Origin of the sequence: Streptomyces sp. NPDC048018 (assembly GCF_043202995.1) — a bacterium.
Taxonomy (GTDB): Bacteria; Actinomycetota; Actinomycetes; order Streptomycetales; family Streptomycetaceae; genus Streptomyces.
Window position 1 is genome coordinate 553,306 of record NZ_JBIDBK010000003.1, and the last position, 16,240, is coordinate 569,545.

Consider the following 16,240-nt stretch of genomic DNA (forward strand, 5'->3'; position numbering starts at 1 on the left):
GGCTCCACCATCGTGGGGTCACACGCTCACCCGCGCGACCCGCAGCACCACGCTGGGTGACCACGCGGATTCCTCCGCGTGCGGGAGCGCCCGCGATGACGGAAGGTCGAGACATGAACACCAGCGACCGACTGCGCGTGGTCGTCACCGGTGCCACGGGGAACGTGGGGACGAGCCTGGTGCGGGCCCTGGAACGGGAGCCCCGGGTGGCGTCGGTGCTCGGCCTGTCCCGGCGCAGGCCCGGACTGACCCTGACGAAGACGGAGTGGGCCGAGGTGGACCTCTCGCTGGAGGGGGACGAGCCGCGGCTCGCGCAGTACGTGGCGGACGCGGACGCGGTGGTCCACCTGGCCTGGCGCTTCCAGCCGACGCACGACCCGGTGGCGACCTGGCGGACCAACGTGCTCGGCTCCGTGCGGGTCTTCGAGACGGTGGCCGCGGCACGCGTCCCCGTCCTGGTGCACGCCTCCTCGGTCGGCGCCTACTCCCCCGGGCCGGAGAACGGCGCGCCGGTGTCGGAGTCCTGGCCGACGCACGGCTGGCCCGGCGCCGCGTACACCCGGGAGAAGGCCTATCTGGAACGGGTCCTGGACACCTTCGAGCGCGACCATCCGCAGACGCGGGTGGTGCGGCTGCGGCCCGGGTTCCTGTTCAAGGAGGAGGCGGCGAGCGAGCAGCGGCGGATCTTCGCGGGCCGCTGGTTCCCGGGCCAGCTGTTCCGGCCCGAACTGCTCCCGCTGCTGCCGGAGCTGTCCGGTCTGCGCTTCCAGGTGCTCCACACCGACGACGCGGCCGAGGCGTACCGGCTGGCGCTGCTGCGCGACGTCCGGGGCGCCTTCAACGTGGCGGCCGATCCGCCGGTCGACGCGGGCACGCTGGCCGCGCTGTTCGACGCGCGGCCGGTGAAGGTGCCGACCGCGGCGGTCCGGAGCGCGCTCTCGGCGGCGTGGCGGATGCGGGTGGTACCCGCGTCGCCGGACCTGTTCGACGCGGTCCTCCGCCTGCCGCTGATGGCGACGGAGCGGGCGCGGCGCGAGCTGGACTGGGAGCCTTCCCGGACCTCGGTGGAGGCCCTGGAGGCGTTCCTGCGCGGGGTCAGGGCAGGGGGCGGCGACGCCACGGAACCCCTGGCCGGCCGCCGCTTCGGCTGAGCGGCACGGCGATTCCCCGGCGGGCTCCCCCTGGAGCCCGCCGGGGGTCGTTCAGGCGCGGGCCGCCGCCCAGTCCACGATCCGCATGGCCGCGCCGGCCGCCTCGCGGCCGCGGCAGTGGGCCCGGTGCCGGTCGAGCAGGGCGTCGATGTCGAGGTGGCGGCCGAAGGCGGGACGGGCGGCGAGCCGGGCGGCGTAGGCCCACAGGGCGGGATGGGCGGCGACCCGGTCCATGGCGGCGGCGTCGAGGTGCCAGCGGTGGACGGTGTCCAGCTGGACGAGCGTGACCCAGACGGTCACGTCGGCGGCGGTGAGCGCGTCGCCGAGAACGTACGGGCCGCGGGCGAGACGCCGCTCCAGCGAGCCGAGCGCGGCGAACAGCACGGCCAGCGGGTCGTGGTGGGCGGACGTGTCGTCGAGGCCGAGTTCACCGGCGCGCTGGGCGGCGGCGTTGACGCTGCGCTCGCACAGGTCGGCGACGGCGCGGATCTCGTCCTGCCGGTCCTCGGGGAGCAGTTCGGGTCCGTCGCCGCGGAAGCGGAGGGCGAGGTCGCGCCGGATGTCGGGCACGTGGGTGGAGACGATCCGGCCGGTCCAGCCGTCGCTGAGGACGGGGGCGGCGGCCGGCCCCCGGTACAGATGGGCGCTGGCCTCGTACAGGGGACGGAGCACGGCGTACCCGCCCTCGGGCGTGTCGGCGAGGGCGGGCAGCACGGTCAGCGGCAGGGTGTCGTCGAGACCGAGCAGGCCGTGGGTCACGGCGACGCCCAGACAGCCGGGGTCGGCCGGGGCCAGGTGGAGGCGGTAGCGGTGCGGTACGGCGTAGTGGCCGCTGTGCTCGTCGCGGCCGATGCGGCCCCGGAAGGCGGGGGCGGTGGCGGCGGGGACGACGGAGGGGACGACGGACATGGTTCTCCCTGGGTGCTCGGTGCTGGGTCGCGACGGCGCGCGACGGCACGACGGCGTCGGCGCGCGCCCGGAGGCAGCAGAGGTACGGGAAGGAACGGGCACGGGCGTGACGGGGCCGGATCCCGGCCGCGCGGTGTTCGGGCGGGTGCGCGGGGGGAGAGACGGCCGGCTCAGGGCGTGACGGACCCCGGGTCCCTCGACGGACTAGGCCGCGCTGCAGACCCGGAGCAGGTCGATGTGGCGGCGCGAGGTGAGCGGCAGGGCGCGCGGCAGGCGGCCGGCGTGTGCCGTGTCCGGTGCGGCGGCGGCTCTCATGTTTCCCTACCTGTTCGCTCGGTTTCCCGTCTCGAGTGTGGGAGCGTCGCCGTCCCTCGTCAAGGGTGCGGACGGGGCGCCTAGGCATAATGCGCGTATGCGCATTTCAGCCAGGGCCGACTACGCGGTGCGGGCCGCCCTCCAGCTCGCCGCGGCCCGGGACGCCGGACCCGTGAAGGCCGAGGCCATCGCCGAGCACCAGGGGATCTCGCACAAGTTCCTGGAGGGCATCCTGGGCGACATGCGCAAGGGCGGTCTGGTACAGAGCCAGCGCGGCGGCAACGGCGGCTACTGGCTCGCGAAGCCGGCCGGGGACATCTCGGTCGCCGATGTGATCCGCTGCGTCGAGGGTCCGCTGGTGTCGGTGCGCGGGGTGCGGCCGCCGGAGCTGTCCTACACGGGCCCGGCCGAGTCGCTGCTGACGCTGTGGGTGGCACTGCGGGCGAACGTGCGCCAGGTCCTCGACGGGGTGTCACTGGCCCAGCTGGCCACCGACGGGCTCCCGCCGGAGATCGTGGCGCTGGCGGAGGACCCGGAGGCCTGGACCAACCCCTGAGGGTCCGTGCCGGCCCCGGGAGGCTCCGGCGCCCGGCGGCCGTCCGCTCATCCCCGGTCGGCCGAGTCCGGTCTGACGTCTCACCTTTCGAGAATCCAAGGTCCGCGATGCGGACGCCTGTTGGGCGCCGCCCCGACCCTCTGCCACTATCCCTACTATTCCAGTGGGAAAACCAGGGATCAGGTGAGGTGCCGTGAGAACGCCGAAGAAGTCAGCGATACGCACCGCCTCCGCAGCGGCCCCCCGCCCGGCCGACGACGAGATCTGGCCCCGCGTCACCCGGGAGGTCGCCGACGATCTCGCCGTGGACGCCCTGGTCAGGGACCGGGCCGGCAAGCCGCCGTTCGACGAGGTGGCGCGGCTCCAGGAGGCGGGGCTGCCCGCACTGCTCACCGCGCCCGGGACCAGCGGGCGCGGCGCCGACTGGCGGACCGCCTGCGGGGTGATCCGGGAGATCGCCGCCGCCGACGGTGCCATCGGCGAACTCCTCGCCCACCACTGCGTGCTGTCCTGGACCTCGCGCTTCCTCGGCCCGGCGGCCGGACCGCTCGACCTCGCCGGGCGCACCGCGGAGGAACGGTGGCTGCTCGCCGGGGCGGTCGAGCCACCCCGCACCGGGAGCGGAACCGCGGGGCTCACCCTCACCCCGGCCGGCGGCGGCTCGTACGTCCTCGACGGCCGGCGCGCCTTCGCCTCCGGCGTGACGGTCGCCGACCGGCTCGTCGTCGGCGCCCGTTGCACGGAGACCGGCGACCTGCTGCTCGTCCTGGTGGATCCGGCGCACCCGGCCGTCCTCACCGACCCGGGCCCCGAGCGGATGGGCCAGCGCCTCGCGGGCGCCGGCACGGTCACGTTCGACCGGCTGCAGGTCGAGGCCGGGCAGGTCCTCGGCGCGCTCCCGCACGACGAGCACGCCGTCGCCCCGTACTCGACCCTGGCGCCGCTCGCCCTGCGGCTGCTCCTGGTGCACGTCGCGCTCGGCATCGCCGAGGGCGCGCTCGCCGAGGCCCGGGACGTCAGCCGGGCCACCCAGGCCGCCCCGCCGCGCCCGGCCGGCGGCGCCGCCCCCGCCGGCGACGACCCGTACCTGCTGCTGGCCTACGGGGAGTTGGCGACGTCCGCGCACACCGCCGCCGCCGTGGCGGAGCGGGCGACGGACGCCCTGGCGCACGGGCTGCTCGCCGAACGGGCCCTCGACGTCGAGGAACGGGCCGACATCGCCGTCCTGGTCGCCGCGGCCGAGACCGTGGCCAACCGAGCCGCCGTCGACATCACCACCCGCGTCCTGCAGCTCATGGATCCGGCCGCGGCCGCGGACCCGCACGGCGCGGGGTCCGGATTCGACCGCTTCTGGCGGAACGTCCGGGCGCTCACCGCCCCGGTCTCGCCGGACCACCGGCTGCGGGACATCGGCGACCACTACCTCCACGGCACCCACGCCCGGCTCACCCTCCTGGCCTAAGGCCTTGTCTCCGGATCAGGCCGGGCTCGCGGCCCGGTCCGAAGGACACGCCCCGGGCCGGGCGCCGCGGCGCCGGTGGCGCGACGGGCGGCCGGTCCCATGCCGGTACGGCACGATCGAGCCCGGCGGCACGGTGCCGGGCCCCTCGGATCCGGGCCGGACGGCACGGCAGGTCGGGACGTCCGGCCCTGCCCCCGCACGGTCCATGGGCCCAAGCTGGAGACATCGGCCCCGTCGTCCGGCGGGTCCGACCACGGGCCGAGGGAGGCAGTCTGATGAGTCGTGAGATCGTCGCGGGAGTGGACGGTTCGCCGGAGAGCCTGGCCGCGGCGGACTGGGCCGCCCGCGAGGCGCTGCACCGCGGGCTGCCGCTGCGGCTCGTCCACGCCTGGCGTTGGGAGCCCCTCGACCTGCCGCTGCTTCAGGACCCGACGGAGCAGCAGCAGGCGGCCCGGGAAGTGCTGCGCGAGGCGGAGAGCGCGGTCGCGGAGCGGCACCCGGAGCTCGCCCTGAGCACCGAGGTGATCGGCGACACTCCGGTGGCCGCCCTGCTGGGCGCCACGGAGCACGCCGAGCTGCTCGTCATCGGCTCGCGCGGACACGGAGCCGTGGCGGGCTTCCTGCTCGGCTCGTACGGACAGCAGGTCATCGCGGACGCCGGGGTGCCGGTCGTCGCGGTCCGCTCGCGCGACGGCGAGGCGGCCGAACCGCCCACCGGGGAGATCCTGGTGGGCCAGCACGGCACTCCGGAGGACAGCGCGGCGGCGCTGGGCTTCGCCTTCGCGACGGCCGCGGCGCGCGGAGCGGGGGTCCAGGCGGTGCGGGCCTGGAGCCTGCCGCCGCTCTTCGCCTACAGCCCGGCCTCACTGCGCCTCGCCGACGAGGCGGGCGGTCTCGTGCCGTACGAGGAGAAGGCGCTGCGCGAGGCACTCGCGCCCTGGCGGGAGCGCTACCCGGACGTGCCGGTGACGGAGCACGTGGAGCTGGGCAGCGCCGGGCAGGTACTGCTGTCCCGGTCCGGGGCGGCGCAGCTGCTCGTGGTGGGGCGGCGGGCCCGGCGCGGGGCGCTCGGGGCGCGCATCGGCTCGGTGGCCCACGCGGCGCTGCACCTCGCGCCCTGCCCCGTGGCAGTGGTGCCGCAGGAGGTTGACGCGCAGGATTGACGAGGAGTGTCGCGTTCTCCGGGGCAGGACAGGAATACCGCCGTCTCCTCCCACCGTCGTCCCGGTGACGCTCCGGATGCCGGGCGGCCCGGTGGGCCCGTAACGAGAGCGGAGCTCCATGCAGCACGACGCGTACGACGCAGGCGACACCCAGGGACGCCGTGCCCGGCCGCCCGGCGTCCGCGGCGGCCGGCACCGGCGTCGCGGACCGGGCCGGCCGGGGCCGTCCCTCCGTACGGCGGCGCTCGTCACGGGCACGCTCGCGGCGGCCCTCACGGTGGCGACCGGGCTGTACGCGACCGCTCCTGGCGCTCCGTCCGGCCCGGGCGGGCAGGCGGCCCCGCCGTCCCTCGCGCGGACCGGCACGGTCAGCGCCGCCCGCGCCGCCTCGCTGCCCGACCGGGCCGCCGCCGTGGGCCGGTACGTGACGCAGGTGGTACTGCTGACCAACGCCGAGCGCAAGAAGGCCGGTTGCGCCCCGCTGCGGTCGGACGCCCGGCTCGGCGAGGCGGCGCAGGGGCACGCCGACGACATGGCGGCCCGGGCCTCCTACGCCCACGTCGGCAAGGACGGGCGGGACGCGGGCGACCGGATGACGGCGGCCGGCTACCCGTGGACGTCCTGGGGCGAGAACATCCACCGCGGTCCGGAGTCGCCCGCCGAGGCGGTGGAGGACTGGATGCACAGCCCGGGCCACCGCAAGAACATCCTCAACTGCGCGTTCGAGGACATCGGGGTCGGCGTGAACCTGCGGGCCAACGGCCCGTGGTGGGTCCAGGACTTCGCCACGGGCCGCTGAGCCGCGGTCGCTACGGCCCGAGCGGGGTGGCCAGCTCCTGGACCCACACCGTGCCGTCGGGGCCGGAGACCGCTGCGACGCCGGTGTCCCGGTAGCGGCAGTCGAGCATGTTGGCCCGGTGCGGGGCGTCGGCCATCCAGTCGGCGACGACCGAGGACGGGTCGGACTGTCCACGGGCCAGGTTCTCGGCCCAGGCGCTCCAGGTGTAGCCGCCCGCCGTCATCCGGGTGCCGGGATCCGTGCCGTCGGGGCCGCGGTGGCCGTACGAACGGCGCTCCACCATGTCCTCGCCGTACGCCCGGGCCACGGCGGCCAGTTCCGGATCGGCGCGCAGCGGGCCGCAGCCCGCCTCGGCCCGGTGCCGGTTCACCAGCCGGGTCACCCGCTCCTCGGGGCTCGGCTCCGGGGTCCGGGTCCGGGCCGGGGTGGGCGACGGCGTGGGGGACGGAGGGGGCGGGGTCGGCGTGGGGCGCTTCACGGGGGTCACCCTGGCGGTCGGCGTGACCGCCACCGGCGCCCGCACCTCGGCCTCCGCGTCCCGCTCGCCCGGCAGCAAGAGGATCACGCCGCCGAGCACGGCGACGGCGGCGGCCCCGGCGCCCCAGGCCCGCCACCCCGGGCCACCCGGCCCGACGGGGCCAGGTCCGGCGGGGTTCGGTCCGGCGGGGCCGGGCCCGGCCGGGCTCGGTCCGGCCGTGGGAGCCGGGTCCGCCGGGGCGAGCGGTACGTCCTGCCCCGCCCACGCGGCCGTGTCCAGGGCGGCGTCCCCACCTCGGCCCGCCCAGACGAGCAGCGGGGGCACCAGGCCGAGCCCGACGAGGAGGCCCTCGGCGGGGGCGAGCCCGCTGCGGGTGGGCGCACAGTGGCGGCAGCCGTCGAGGTGGCGGGCGAGCCGCTTGCGCCACAGCGGCGACGGGGCGCCGTCCCAGTGGGCGGTGGTCTCGGCCAGCGCCGGGCAGGGCGGGACCGCGGCGAGCGCCCGGACGACGACGCGGCCGGTCTCCAGGCGGGCCTTCATGCGCTGGACCCGCACGGCGGCGTGCCGGGGCGGGATGTCGAGGGCGGCGGCGAGTTCCGCGCGGGTCAGCTCGCCCGCGGCCTCCAGCCACCAGAGGGAGAGCACCTCGCGGTCGTCCTCGTCGAGCCAGCGGGTGGCCTCGGCGACCTCGCGGCGCTGGCCGGTGAGGCCGAGCCGCAGGATGGCGAGGTCGGTGAAGTCGCCGGCCGGATCGGCGAGCTCGGTCGCCCGGTCGAGGCCGGGCGACGGCGCCTGCCGGCGTTCCCGCCAGCGGCGCCGTATCCGGTTCATCGCGATGGCGACCAGCCAGGAACGGAACCGGGCGGGGTCGCGCAGGGAGGGCAGCCCGTCGAGGGCGCGGACCATCGTCTCCTGGACGAGGTCGTCCACGTCGGCGTGCCCGTCGAGGGCGCGGCCGACGATGTTGTAGACGAGCGGCAGAAAGGCCCGTACGAGTTCGTCCCCGGCACGCGCGTCACCGGCCCGCACCGCCTCTACCAGCGCGGCGGTGCGGAGCTCCTCGTTCTGCATGTTCTCTGCTTCCCTCGGGTGCTGTCCTGCGGTTCTTCTGGGAGACCCTCGGGAGCATGGGGGACAACACTTTTTCGCGCGGCTACTACCCCGACAGGTACGGCAGGATCGGCACGGTGGCCCCGCCTCCTTCGCGTACGGCCGCGACGACGGCGTCGTGCAGGTCGCGGCTCTCCTCCTCCGATCCGCAGGGAACCGGACTGCCCGACATGGTGAACCAGTCGGATGCGCCGCTGTACTGCACGGCCACACGTGCCTCGGCGTCGATGAAGGTGGTGTGCACGGTCAGGTCGCCCGTGAGCACTCCTGCCTCGACGGTCAGCACCCCGCCCCGCCCGGTGTAGACACCGGCGGTCGTCCATGATGCCCAGCTCATCCATCCAGACTCACACCCGGACGGCGGATGCGCCACTGACGCGACCGCCCCGGCCGGACGGGGTGTCCGGCCGGGGCGGTGCCGCGTCGGTCCGCGATCAGGCGAGGGTGGTGATGGCCTCGTTGAACGTGGCGGAGGGGCGCATCACGGCCGCGGCCTTGGCCGGGTCGGGCTGGAAGTAGCCGCCGATGTCGGCCGGGGAGCCCTGGACGGCGATCAGCTCGTCGACGATCTTCTGCTCGTTGGCGGCGAGCGTCTCGGCGAACGGCGCGAAGGCCTTGGCCAGCTCCGCGTCCTCGGTCTGCGCGGCCAGCTCCTGGGCCCAGTAGAAGGCCAGGTAGAAGTGGCTGCCGCGGTTGTCGATACCACCGACGCGACGGGTCGGCGACTTGTCCTCGTTGAGGAAGGTGCCGGTGGCGCGGTCGAGGGTGTCCGCGAGGACCTGGGCGCGGGCGTTGCCCGTGGTGGTGGCCAGGTGCTCGAAGGAGGCGGCCAGCGCGAAGAACTCGCCGAGCGAGTCCCAGCGCAGGTAGTTCTCCTTGACGAGCTGCTGGACGTGCTTCGGGGCGGAGCCGCCGGCACCGGTCTCGAAGAGGCCGCCGCCCGCCATCAGCGGGACGACCGAGAGCATCTTGGCGCTGGTGCCCAGCTCCAGGATCGGGAAGAGGTCGGTCAGGTAGTCACGGAGGACGTTGCCGGTGACCGAGATGGTGTCCTCGCCGCGGCGGATGCGCTCCAGGGAGAACTTGGTCGCCTCGACCGGGGACAGGATCTTGATCTCGAGGCCCTCGGTGTCGTGCTCCGGGAGGTACGCCTTGACCTTGGCGATCAGCTGCGCGTCGTGGGCGCGCTCCTCGTCCAGCCAGAAGACGGCCGGGGCACCGGTGGCGCGGGCGCGGGTGACCGCGAGCTTGACCCAGTCCTGGACCGGCAGGTCCTTGGTCTGGCAGGCGCGGAAGATGTCGCCCTCGGCGACCTCCTGCTCCAGGACCACGTTGCCGGAGGCGTCGACGAGGCGGACGGTGCCGGCGGCGGCGATCTCGAAGGTCTTGTCGTGGGAGCCGTACTCCTCGGCCTTCTGCGCCATGAGGCCGACGTTCGGGACGGAGCCCATGGTCGCCGGGTCGAAGGCGCCGTGGGCGCGGCAGTCCTCGATCACGGCCTGGTAGACGCCGGAGTAGGAGCTGTCCGGGAGGACGGCGAGGGTGTCGGCCTCCTGGCCGTCCGGGCCCCACATGTGGCCGGAGGTGCGGATCATGGCCGGCATCGAGGCGTCGACGATCACGTCGGACGGGACGTGCAGGTTGGTGATGCCCTTGTCGGAGTCGACCATCGCGAGGGCCGGGCCCTCGGCGAGCTCGGCGTCGAAGGAGGCCTTGATCTCCTCGCCGAGGCCGTGCGGGAGGGACTCCAGGCCCTTGAGGACGGTGCCGAGGCCGTCGTTGGCGGAGAGGCCGGCGCCGGCCAGGACCTCGCCGTACTTGGCGAAGGTCTTCGGGAAGAAGGCGCGCACGACGTGGCCGAAGATGATCGGGTCGGAGACCTTCATCATCGTGGCCTTGAGGTGCACGGAGAAGAGCACGCCCTCGGCCTTGGCGCGGGCGACCTGCTCCGAGAGGAAGGTGCGCAGGGCCGCGGCGCGCATGACGGAGGCGTCGACGACCTCGCCCGCGAGGACGGGGACGGACTCGCGGAGCACGGTGGTGGTGCCGTCGGCGGCGACGTGCTCGATGCGCAGGGAGCCGGCTTCGGAGACCACGGCGGACTTCTCGGTGGAGCGGAAGTCGTTCTGCCCCATGGTGGCCACGTTGGTCCGGGAATCGGCGGACCAGGCACCCATGCGGTGGGGGTGGGTCTTGGCGTAGTTCTTCACCGCGCCGGGGGCACGACGGTCGGAGTTGCCCTCGCGCAGGACCGGGTTGACGGCCGAGCCCTTGACCTTGTCGTAGCGGGCGCGGACGTCCTTGTCCTCGTCGGTCCGCGGGTCGTCCGGGTAGTCCGGGAGGGCGTAGCCCTGGGCCTGGAGCTCGGCGATCGCGGCCTTGAGCTGCGGGATCGAGGCCGAGATGTTGGGCAGCTTGATGATGTTGGCGGCGGGCGTCTTGGCCAGCTCGCCGAGCTCGGCGAGGGCGTCCGCGATGCGCTGGCCCTCTTCGAGACGCTCCGGGAAGCTGGCGATGATGCGCCCGGCCAGGGAGATGTCACGCGTCTCGACGTTGATGCCGGCGGTCGAGGCGTAGGCCTGGATCACGGGCAGGAACGAGTAGGTCGCCAGGGCGGGCGCCTCGTCAGTGTGCGTGTAGATGATGGTCGAGTCAGTCACCGGGTGTGCTCCGCTCCACGTCTGCGTCTGCGTCTCAAGATTGCTCGACATCAAGATATCTCGTGATCGGGCTCCTCGGAAAAGGGGTCCTCGGCAACGGTTGGCGTGATCCGGTAGGGAGGGGGTCCCGGGTCGAGGTCGACGTGGCGCAGCAGCCCCAGCAGGACGAGGGCCGTGGCCGCCCCCGTCCCGGCGGCGAGGGCCTGGCCGCAGCGGTGGGCGAGCCGGGGGAGCTCGGCGGGGACGGGTCCGGCGCCGGGCAGACAGCCGGCGAGGAGGTAGCCGCCCGCGGCCAGGCCGCCGGCCGCGAGGACGGCGAGCGGCAGCAGCACGAGCAGCCGCCGGTGGGGCAGGCCGCGCCGGGGCGCGGGCCGGACCTCGCCCCGGCGGGCCAGGAGGGCGACGAGCGCGGCGAAGGCCGCGAGCACCAGGAGGTCGGCGGCGATCACGTCGCCGGCCCGCCGGTGTCCCGAGGCGATCCCGTACGCGCCGGCGGCGACGGCCAGCAGGGCGCCGAGGCCGACGGCGATGCCGCGCAGCCGGTGCGGGACGACGAGCAGAAGGCCCAGGGCGCCGCCGGTGGCGATCACGGCGGCGGCGCTGGGGAAGCCGCTCCGGACGGTGGCTCCCGAGGCGTCGACGAGGTGCGGGCCGGGCGCGTACCGCTGGAGGAGCGCCGTGACGAGGAGGGTGACGGCGAGGGTGCCGAGCGCGGCGCCGGTGAGCGCGTACCGCTTGCGCAGCACGCCGACGGCCACGAGCGCGAGAAGCGTCGCGGCCGGGGCGAGGGTGCTCAGCCCCTGGAGCGCGGGGTGCTCGGCGAGGAACCGCGCCACGGCGGGGTCGGCGAGCCGTCCGGCGGTGACGGCGTCGCCCCAGCGCCGCCCGGTCGCGGTGAGCACGAGTCCGGCGTAGGCGACGGTGAGCAGGAGGACGGCGGCGAGGCAGGCCCGCCGCATGCGTATGCGGACACGGGCGGTGAAGGATCCGGCGGCCTCACCGGCGACGGCGGCGTACCACCACGTGTCACCGGCGGCGATGCTCGGCGGGGAGCTGCCGGTACGGGGCCTGTCGAAGGGTGCCATGCCTCGATTCGACCCCGGTGCGGGCGCGGACGCCCGCTGGAGACGCCCGAACGGCACCGGCCGGCCCGCGGGTCCGGGACTGCGTCCGGGATCCGACGGCGAGCGGGACCGCGCCCGTCATCGGCAGGCAGGCCCGCGCCCGTCATCAGGGCCGGGACGGCGGGGCCGGTCTCCTCGCCGGCGCGGCCGCGCCCGCTCCGCGCGCCGGCGGACCGGTGCGCGCCCTCCGGCGCCGGTGCACGACACGGCGCCGAGGGACGTGATCATGCCGCGGCCGCCCGGCGGGCGGGGGTGCGTGCGCGGCGGCGCGTCCCGTCCAGCACGTAGGCGGTGTCGACCAGGGCGACGTGGCTCAGCGCCTGGGGCATGTTGCCGAGCTGGCGGCCCCCCGCCGGATCCCATTCCTCCGCGAGCAGACCGACGTCGTTGCGGACGTCCAGGACGCGTTCGAAGACCGTACGGGCCTCGGCCGGGCGGCCGGTGACGGCGAGGGCGTCGGCGTACCAGAACGTGCAGGCGAGGAAGGCCCCTTCGGCGCCGTCCAGGCCGTCGATCTCGTGCACCTCGCCGTTGGAGACCTCGTCGTAGCGGCGCAGGAAGCCACGGTCCTCCAGGCCCGCCATGGCGCGGACGGTGCCGAGCACCCGGGGGTCGTGGGCGGGCAGGAAGCCGAGGCGCGGGATCAGCAGGGCGGTGGCGTCGACACGGCGGCTGCCGTAGTACTGCGCGAAGGACTGCCGCTCCTCGCTCCAGCCGAACCGGCAGATCTCGTCGCGGAGTTCGGCGCGCAGGGCCTGCCAGCGGCGCACCGAGGTGCGCAGCCCGGCGACCCGGGCGAGGCGCAGCGCCCGGTCGGCCGCGACCCAGGCCATCACCTTGGAGTGGACGAACTGGCGCCGTGGGCCGCGGACTTCCCAGATGCCCTCGTCGGGCTCGCGCCAGTGCTTGTCGACGTACTCCAGGAGGGCGGCCATCAGGCTCCACACCTGTCCGTCGATCGCGACGCCCGCCCGGACGGCGGAGTAGAGGGTGTTCAGGACCTCGCCGTAGATGTCGAGCTGGAACTGCCCGACGGCCGCGTTGCCGAATCTGACGGGGCGTGAGTTCTCGTAGCCCGGAAGCCAGTCGGCCAGGGTCTCGGGCAGCCGGCGCTGCCCGCCCACGCCGTACAGCGGCTGGAGGTCGGCCGGGTCCCCGGCGACGGCGCGGACGAGCCAGTCGTGCCAGGCGAGGGCCTCCCGGCGGTAGCCGCTGCGCAGCAGGCAGGAGAGGGTGAAGGTGGAGTCGCGCAGCCAGCAGAAGCGGTAGTCCCAGTTCCGCCGGCCGCCGATGCACTCGGGCAGCGAGGCGGTGGCGGCGGCGATGACCCCGCCGGTCGGTTCGTAGGTGAGGGCCTTGAGCACCACGAGCGAGCGGATGACGGCCTCGCGGGCGGGGCCCTCGTAGTGGAGTCCGGAGGCCCAGTCGTTCCAGAAGGCGAGCGTCCGGTCGAGGGCGGCGAGCGCGTCGGGCGCCGGAGGCGCGGGGGCGTGGGACGGGTGCCAGCCGAGGGCGAACGTGACGCGACGGCCCGCGGTGACGGGGAAGGCGAAGGTGGTGCGGTCGGCGGTGACGACGGGTTCACCCGCACCCGGACCGCAGTGCAGCCGGGTAGCGTCGGGTCCGGCGACCGAGGCGACGGTGCGGGCGTCGATGGCGTGGGTCCAGGGCACGACGCTGCCGTGGTCGAAGCGGACCGTCAACTCGCCCCGCATGTCGACGCGTCCGGCGATCCCCTCCACGACCCGGACGACCCGTGGGCCGCCCTGACGGGGCGGCATGAAGTCCGTGACCCGGACCGTGCCGGTCACCGACTCCCAGACGGTGTCGAGCACGAGGGTGTCACCGCGGTAACTCCGGCGACTGCAGACCCGGTTGCCCACCGGCGCGAGTGTCCAGTGTCCGTGGCCGCCGTCACCGAGGAGGGAGGCGAAGCAGGCGGGCGAGTCGAAGCGCGGCACGCACCACCAGTCGACCGAACCGTTTCGCCCGACAAGAGCCGCCGTCTCCAGATCGCCGATGAGGGCGTAGTCCTCAATTCGCCCTGCCATGACCGGATTGTATTCCCCTGAGTTCGTGTCCGCAGAAAATGCGCGGCCCCCGTGATCGTCACGGCGACCGGGCGGATGCCTCGCCGCACAGATGAATTCACGGCCCTCCGCATAACCTTTCCGCGGGAAATCCACGATCGCCCGGCATTCCTTGACCCGGGGAGGACGGCAGCCGATCATGAAGAGCGTCCGCGGAGTTCCGGAGGACCAGCCATGAGCGGTACGAGTCCCACGAGCGGCGAGCCGCACCCGCACCCGATGCGCCGCGCCACGGACCGCGATCCGGCGACCGCCGCCCGCACGGCGAGTCTGGTGGTCGCGGTGCGTCCGGGCGATCCCGACACGACGTGGCTGTTCCCCCAGCTCCCCGCCGCCGTAAGGGAGATCGTGCTGGTCGGAGCGGGTGCGGCAGGCACCGGGCGGACTGCCGACGGGGTCGTCGTACGCCGTCTCGGGCCGTGGAACCACGCGGCCGGCGACGTCCCGCACGCCGGACTGCTGGCCGCGACCGGCGATCACGTCGTCCTGATCGGCGGCGACGGCAGCATGTCGCCCCGGGAGATCCCGCACTACCTGCACTACCTCGACAGCGGATTCGACTTCGTCAAGGGTTCGCGCTTCATCGCGGGCGGGGACACGGCCTCCTATCCGCTGGTCAGACGGCTCGGCCACCGGGCGCTGCTGAGGCTCGCCCGCCAGCTCTACGGGCAGCGGCTGACCGATCTCTGGTACGGATTCTGCGCTTTCCGCCGGGAATTCATCGACCTGCTCGACCTGCACGAGGACGGCGTGGAACTCGGAGCCGAGATCGTCGCGCACGCCCTGCACTACGGGCTGCGCATCGCCGAGGTCCCGAGCCACGAACTCCAGCGGCGCGACGGGCCGTCGCACCCCCGCACCGTCCGTGACGGCACCCGCATCCTGGGCACGCTGGTCTCCCAGCGCCCGCGCAACGCGCTCCACCGCATCGTGGCGGGCAGCGGTTGACGCCCGACAGAACGGGTGATAGGGCTGGAAGTCAGTGCATTGCCCTCGGCAGTGCGTCCCAGACCCTCGGCAGGGTCGGTTGTCGGAAGAGGCGCGTCATGACCTCCCTCCTCATCAGCCGAGCGCCGGTGGCACCCGTCCCGCATCCGCTGCGCCGGGTGACCGACTGGCCCTCCGCCGAGGCGCGCCGCCGTTCACCCTGCGAGCGCTCCCGACGCACCCCGGCACACCCCGCCCGGCGCGCCTCCGACCGCGTCCGCGAGGCGGATCGGCGCTGCCGCCGCCACTCCGAGAACCACCGGCCCCGCACGGCCGCGCGCCGCAGGCGCTCCCGCGCCGTGCGGACCCGTACCGCGGGCGGCCGACGGCGCTCGACGAGCCCGTCAGGCCCGTCGGGCCGGGGAGCGAGCGGGGAACGAGGCGGCGGAGGCCACGGGGCGGCTTCGCCGGGCGGTCCGCTCGGTGGATCACGTGAGGTTCCGCCGCCGCGCGCCGCATGCCGCCGAAGGCCGCCGGAGTCCGCGGGTCCCCCCGACTCCAGGAGCCTCACCGCATCCACGGGCCCGAGGACCGCGGCCCCGGCCGTCGCCCCGCACGCCCCGCTCACGGCCGCACCGCGGGACCGGGCGCCCGTGCCCGCACTGATCCCCGTCATCCCCCGTACCCCCGCGCGAGCCGCGCGCCGCGCCCTCCCCCGAGGAGGCGAGGCGCGATGACCGACGTCGACGCGCATGCCCCGCTCCCCCGTTCGCTCACCCGGCCCCCGGTCGAACTCGAACTGATCATCCCGGCCTTCAACGAGCGCGAGCGGCTGCCGGCCACCGTGGCCGCCGCCCTGGGCTTCCTGGCCCGCCGCCCCTGGTCGTCCGCCGTGGTCGTGGTCGACAACAACAGCGTGGACGGCACCCCGGACTGCGTGGACCGCTTCGCCTCCTCCGCGATGGGGCGCTCGGTGGGCTTCCACGTGATCGGCTGCGGCGACCGGGGCAAGGGCGCCGCCGTGCGGCGCGGCATCGAGACCTCCACCGCCCGCTTCATCGGCTTCGCCGACGCCGACAACGCGACCCCCATCGAGACCCTCGACCCGGTCATGGTGCTCCTGCGCGCCGGCCACGGCGCCGTGATCGCCTCCCGGCACGCGCCCGGCGCCCACCTCGCCGTCGAGCAGCCGAGGCTGCGCCGTGGCGGCGGCGCGCTGTTCCGCGCGCTCGCGCATCTGACGCTGCCGGACATCGCCGACACCCAGTGCGGCTTCAAGTTCTTCCCCGGCCCGCTCGCCCGGGAGATCGTCCGCGACTGCCGCGTCGACGGCTTCGCCTTCGACGTGGAACTCCTCGCCCACGTCGTCAGGGCCGGGCACGACGTCGTGGAGGTGCCCGTGGAGTGGACGGACCAGGAGGGGTCGACCTTCTCCGCGCGTCGCGACGGGCTGCGTTCCATGACCGATCTGCTGCGGCTCTCCCTGGCCAGGTGAC

13 protein-coding genes are annotated in these 16,240 nt (G+C 74.9%); 7 read left to right on the forward strand and 6 right to left on the reverse strand.

The window, feature by feature from the left end:
• Window positions 1-113 precede the first annotated feature (113 nt).
• Window positions 114-1,151 carry an NAD-dependent epimerase/dehydratase family protein gene (locus tag ACGF1Z_RS13805; protein WP_393003368.1) on the forward strand — a complete coding sequence of 346 codons (1,038 nt, stop codon included), beginning with the start codon at window positions 114-116 and terminating at the stop codon, window positions 1,149-1,151.
• 51 nt (window positions 1,152-1,202) lie between these two features.
• Here ACGF1Z_RS13805 and ACGF1Z_RS13810 read toward each other — a convergent pair whose 3' ends face one another.
• A complete protein-coding gene (locus ACGF1Z_RS13810; RefSeq protein ID WP_393003370.1) occupies window positions 1,203-2,060 on the reverse strand; it encodes a glutathione S-transferase C-terminal domain-containing protein in 858 nt (285 codons plus the stop codon).
• 412 nt (window positions 2,061-2,472) lie between these two features.
• On the opposite strand from ACGF1Z_RS13810, the gene ACGF1Z_RS13815 reads away from it, so the two are divergent.
• The 4 genes from ACGF1Z_RS13815 to ACGF1Z_RS13830 all read left to right on the forward strand — a co-directional run bounded on the left by ACGF1Z_RS13815 (window position 2,473) and on the right by ACGF1Z_RS13830 (window position 6,355).
• The gene (locus tag ACGF1Z_RS13815) at window positions 2,473-2,931 is read left to right on the forward strand and encodes an RrF2 family transcriptional regulator (RefSeq protein ID WP_393003372.1); all 459 of its coding nucleotides are present in this window, start codon (window positions 2,473-2,475) and stop codon (window positions 2,929-2,931) included.
• 193 nt (window positions 2,932-3,124) lie between these two features.
• Window positions 3,125-4,393 (forward strand): acyl-CoA dehydrogenase, encoded by a 1,269-nt coding sequence (locus ACGF1Z_RS13820; RefSeq protein ID WP_393003374.1) that lies wholly within the window; start codon window positions 3,125-3,127, stop codon window positions 4,391-4,393.
• Between the two features lie 275 nt (window positions 4,394-4,668).
• The gene (locus ACGF1Z_RS13825) at window positions 4,669-5,556 is read left to right on the forward strand and encodes a universal stress protein (protein ID WP_393003376.1); all 888 of its coding nucleotides are present in this window, start codon (window positions 4,669-4,671) and stop codon (window positions 5,554-5,556) included.
• A gap of 118 nt (window positions 5,557-5,674) precedes the next feature.
• The gene (locus tag ACGF1Z_RS13830; protein ID WP_393003378.1) at window positions 5,675-6,355 is read left to right on the forward strand and encodes a CAP domain-containing protein; all 681 of its coding nucleotides are present in this window, start codon (window positions 5,675-5,677) and stop codon (window positions 6,353-6,355) included.
• 10 nt (window positions 6,356-6,365) lie between these two features.
• On the opposite strand, the gene ACGF1Z_RS13835 is transcribed toward ACGF1Z_RS13830, so the two are convergent.
• The 5 genes from ACGF1Z_RS13835 to ACGF1Z_RS13855 all read right to left on the reverse strand — a co-directional run bounded on the left by ACGF1Z_RS13835 (window position 6,366) and on the right by ACGF1Z_RS13855 (window position 13,778).
• Window positions 6,366-7,904, reverse strand: coding sequence for a sigma-70 family RNA polymerase sigma factor (locus ACGF1Z_RS13835; protein WP_393003380.1), 1,539 nt, complete (start codon window positions 7,902-7,904; stop codon window positions 6,366-6,368).
• 85 nt (window positions 7,905-7,989) lie between these two features.
• The gene (locus ACGF1Z_RS13840) at window positions 7,990-8,280 is read right to left on the reverse strand and encodes a hypothetical protein (RefSeq protein WP_393003382.1); all 291 of its coding nucleotides are present in this window, start codon (window positions 8,278-8,280) and stop codon (window positions 7,990-7,992) included.
• 97 nt (window positions 8,281-8,377) lie between these two features.
• On the reverse strand, window positions 8,378-10,603 hold the full coding sequence (locus tag ACGF1Z_RS13845) for an NADP-dependent isocitrate dehydrogenase (RefSeq protein WP_393003384.1): 2,226 nt from the start codon (window positions 10,601-10,603) through the stop codon (window positions 8,378-8,380).
• 50 nt (window positions 10,604-10,653) lie between these two features.
• Window positions 10,654-11,688: a phosphoesterase gene (locus ACGF1Z_RS13850; protein WP_393003386.1), complete on the reverse strand. Its 1,035-nt coding sequence runs from the start codon at window positions 11,686-11,688 to the stop codon at window positions 10,654-10,656.
• A gap of 263 nt (window positions 11,689-11,951) precedes the next feature.
• Window positions 11,952-13,778, reverse strand: coding sequence for a glycoside hydrolase family 15 protein (locus ACGF1Z_RS13855; RefSeq protein ID WP_393003388.1), 1,827 nt, complete (start codon window positions 13,776-13,778; stop codon window positions 11,952-11,954).
• A 213-nt stretch (window positions 13,779-13,991) separates the two neighbouring features.
• Here ACGF1Z_RS13855 and ACGF1Z_RS13860 point away from each other — a divergent pair, with 213 nt between their 5' ends.
• Together ACGF1Z_RS13860 and ACGF1Z_RS13865 are read left to right on the forward strand one after the other, a co-directional pair.
• A complete protein-coding gene (locus ACGF1Z_RS13860) occupies window positions 13,992-14,765 on the forward strand; it encodes a glycosyltransferase family 2 protein (protein ID WP_393003390.1) in 774 nt (257 codons plus the stop codon).
• Between the two features lie 712 nt (window positions 14,766-15,477).
• Window positions 15,478-16,239 (forward strand): glycosyltransferase, encoded by a 762-nt coding sequence (locus ACGF1Z_RS13865; RefSeq protein WP_393003392.1) that lies wholly within the window; start codon window positions 15,478-15,480, stop codon window positions 16,237-16,239.
• Window position 16,240 lies beyond the last annotated feature (1 nt).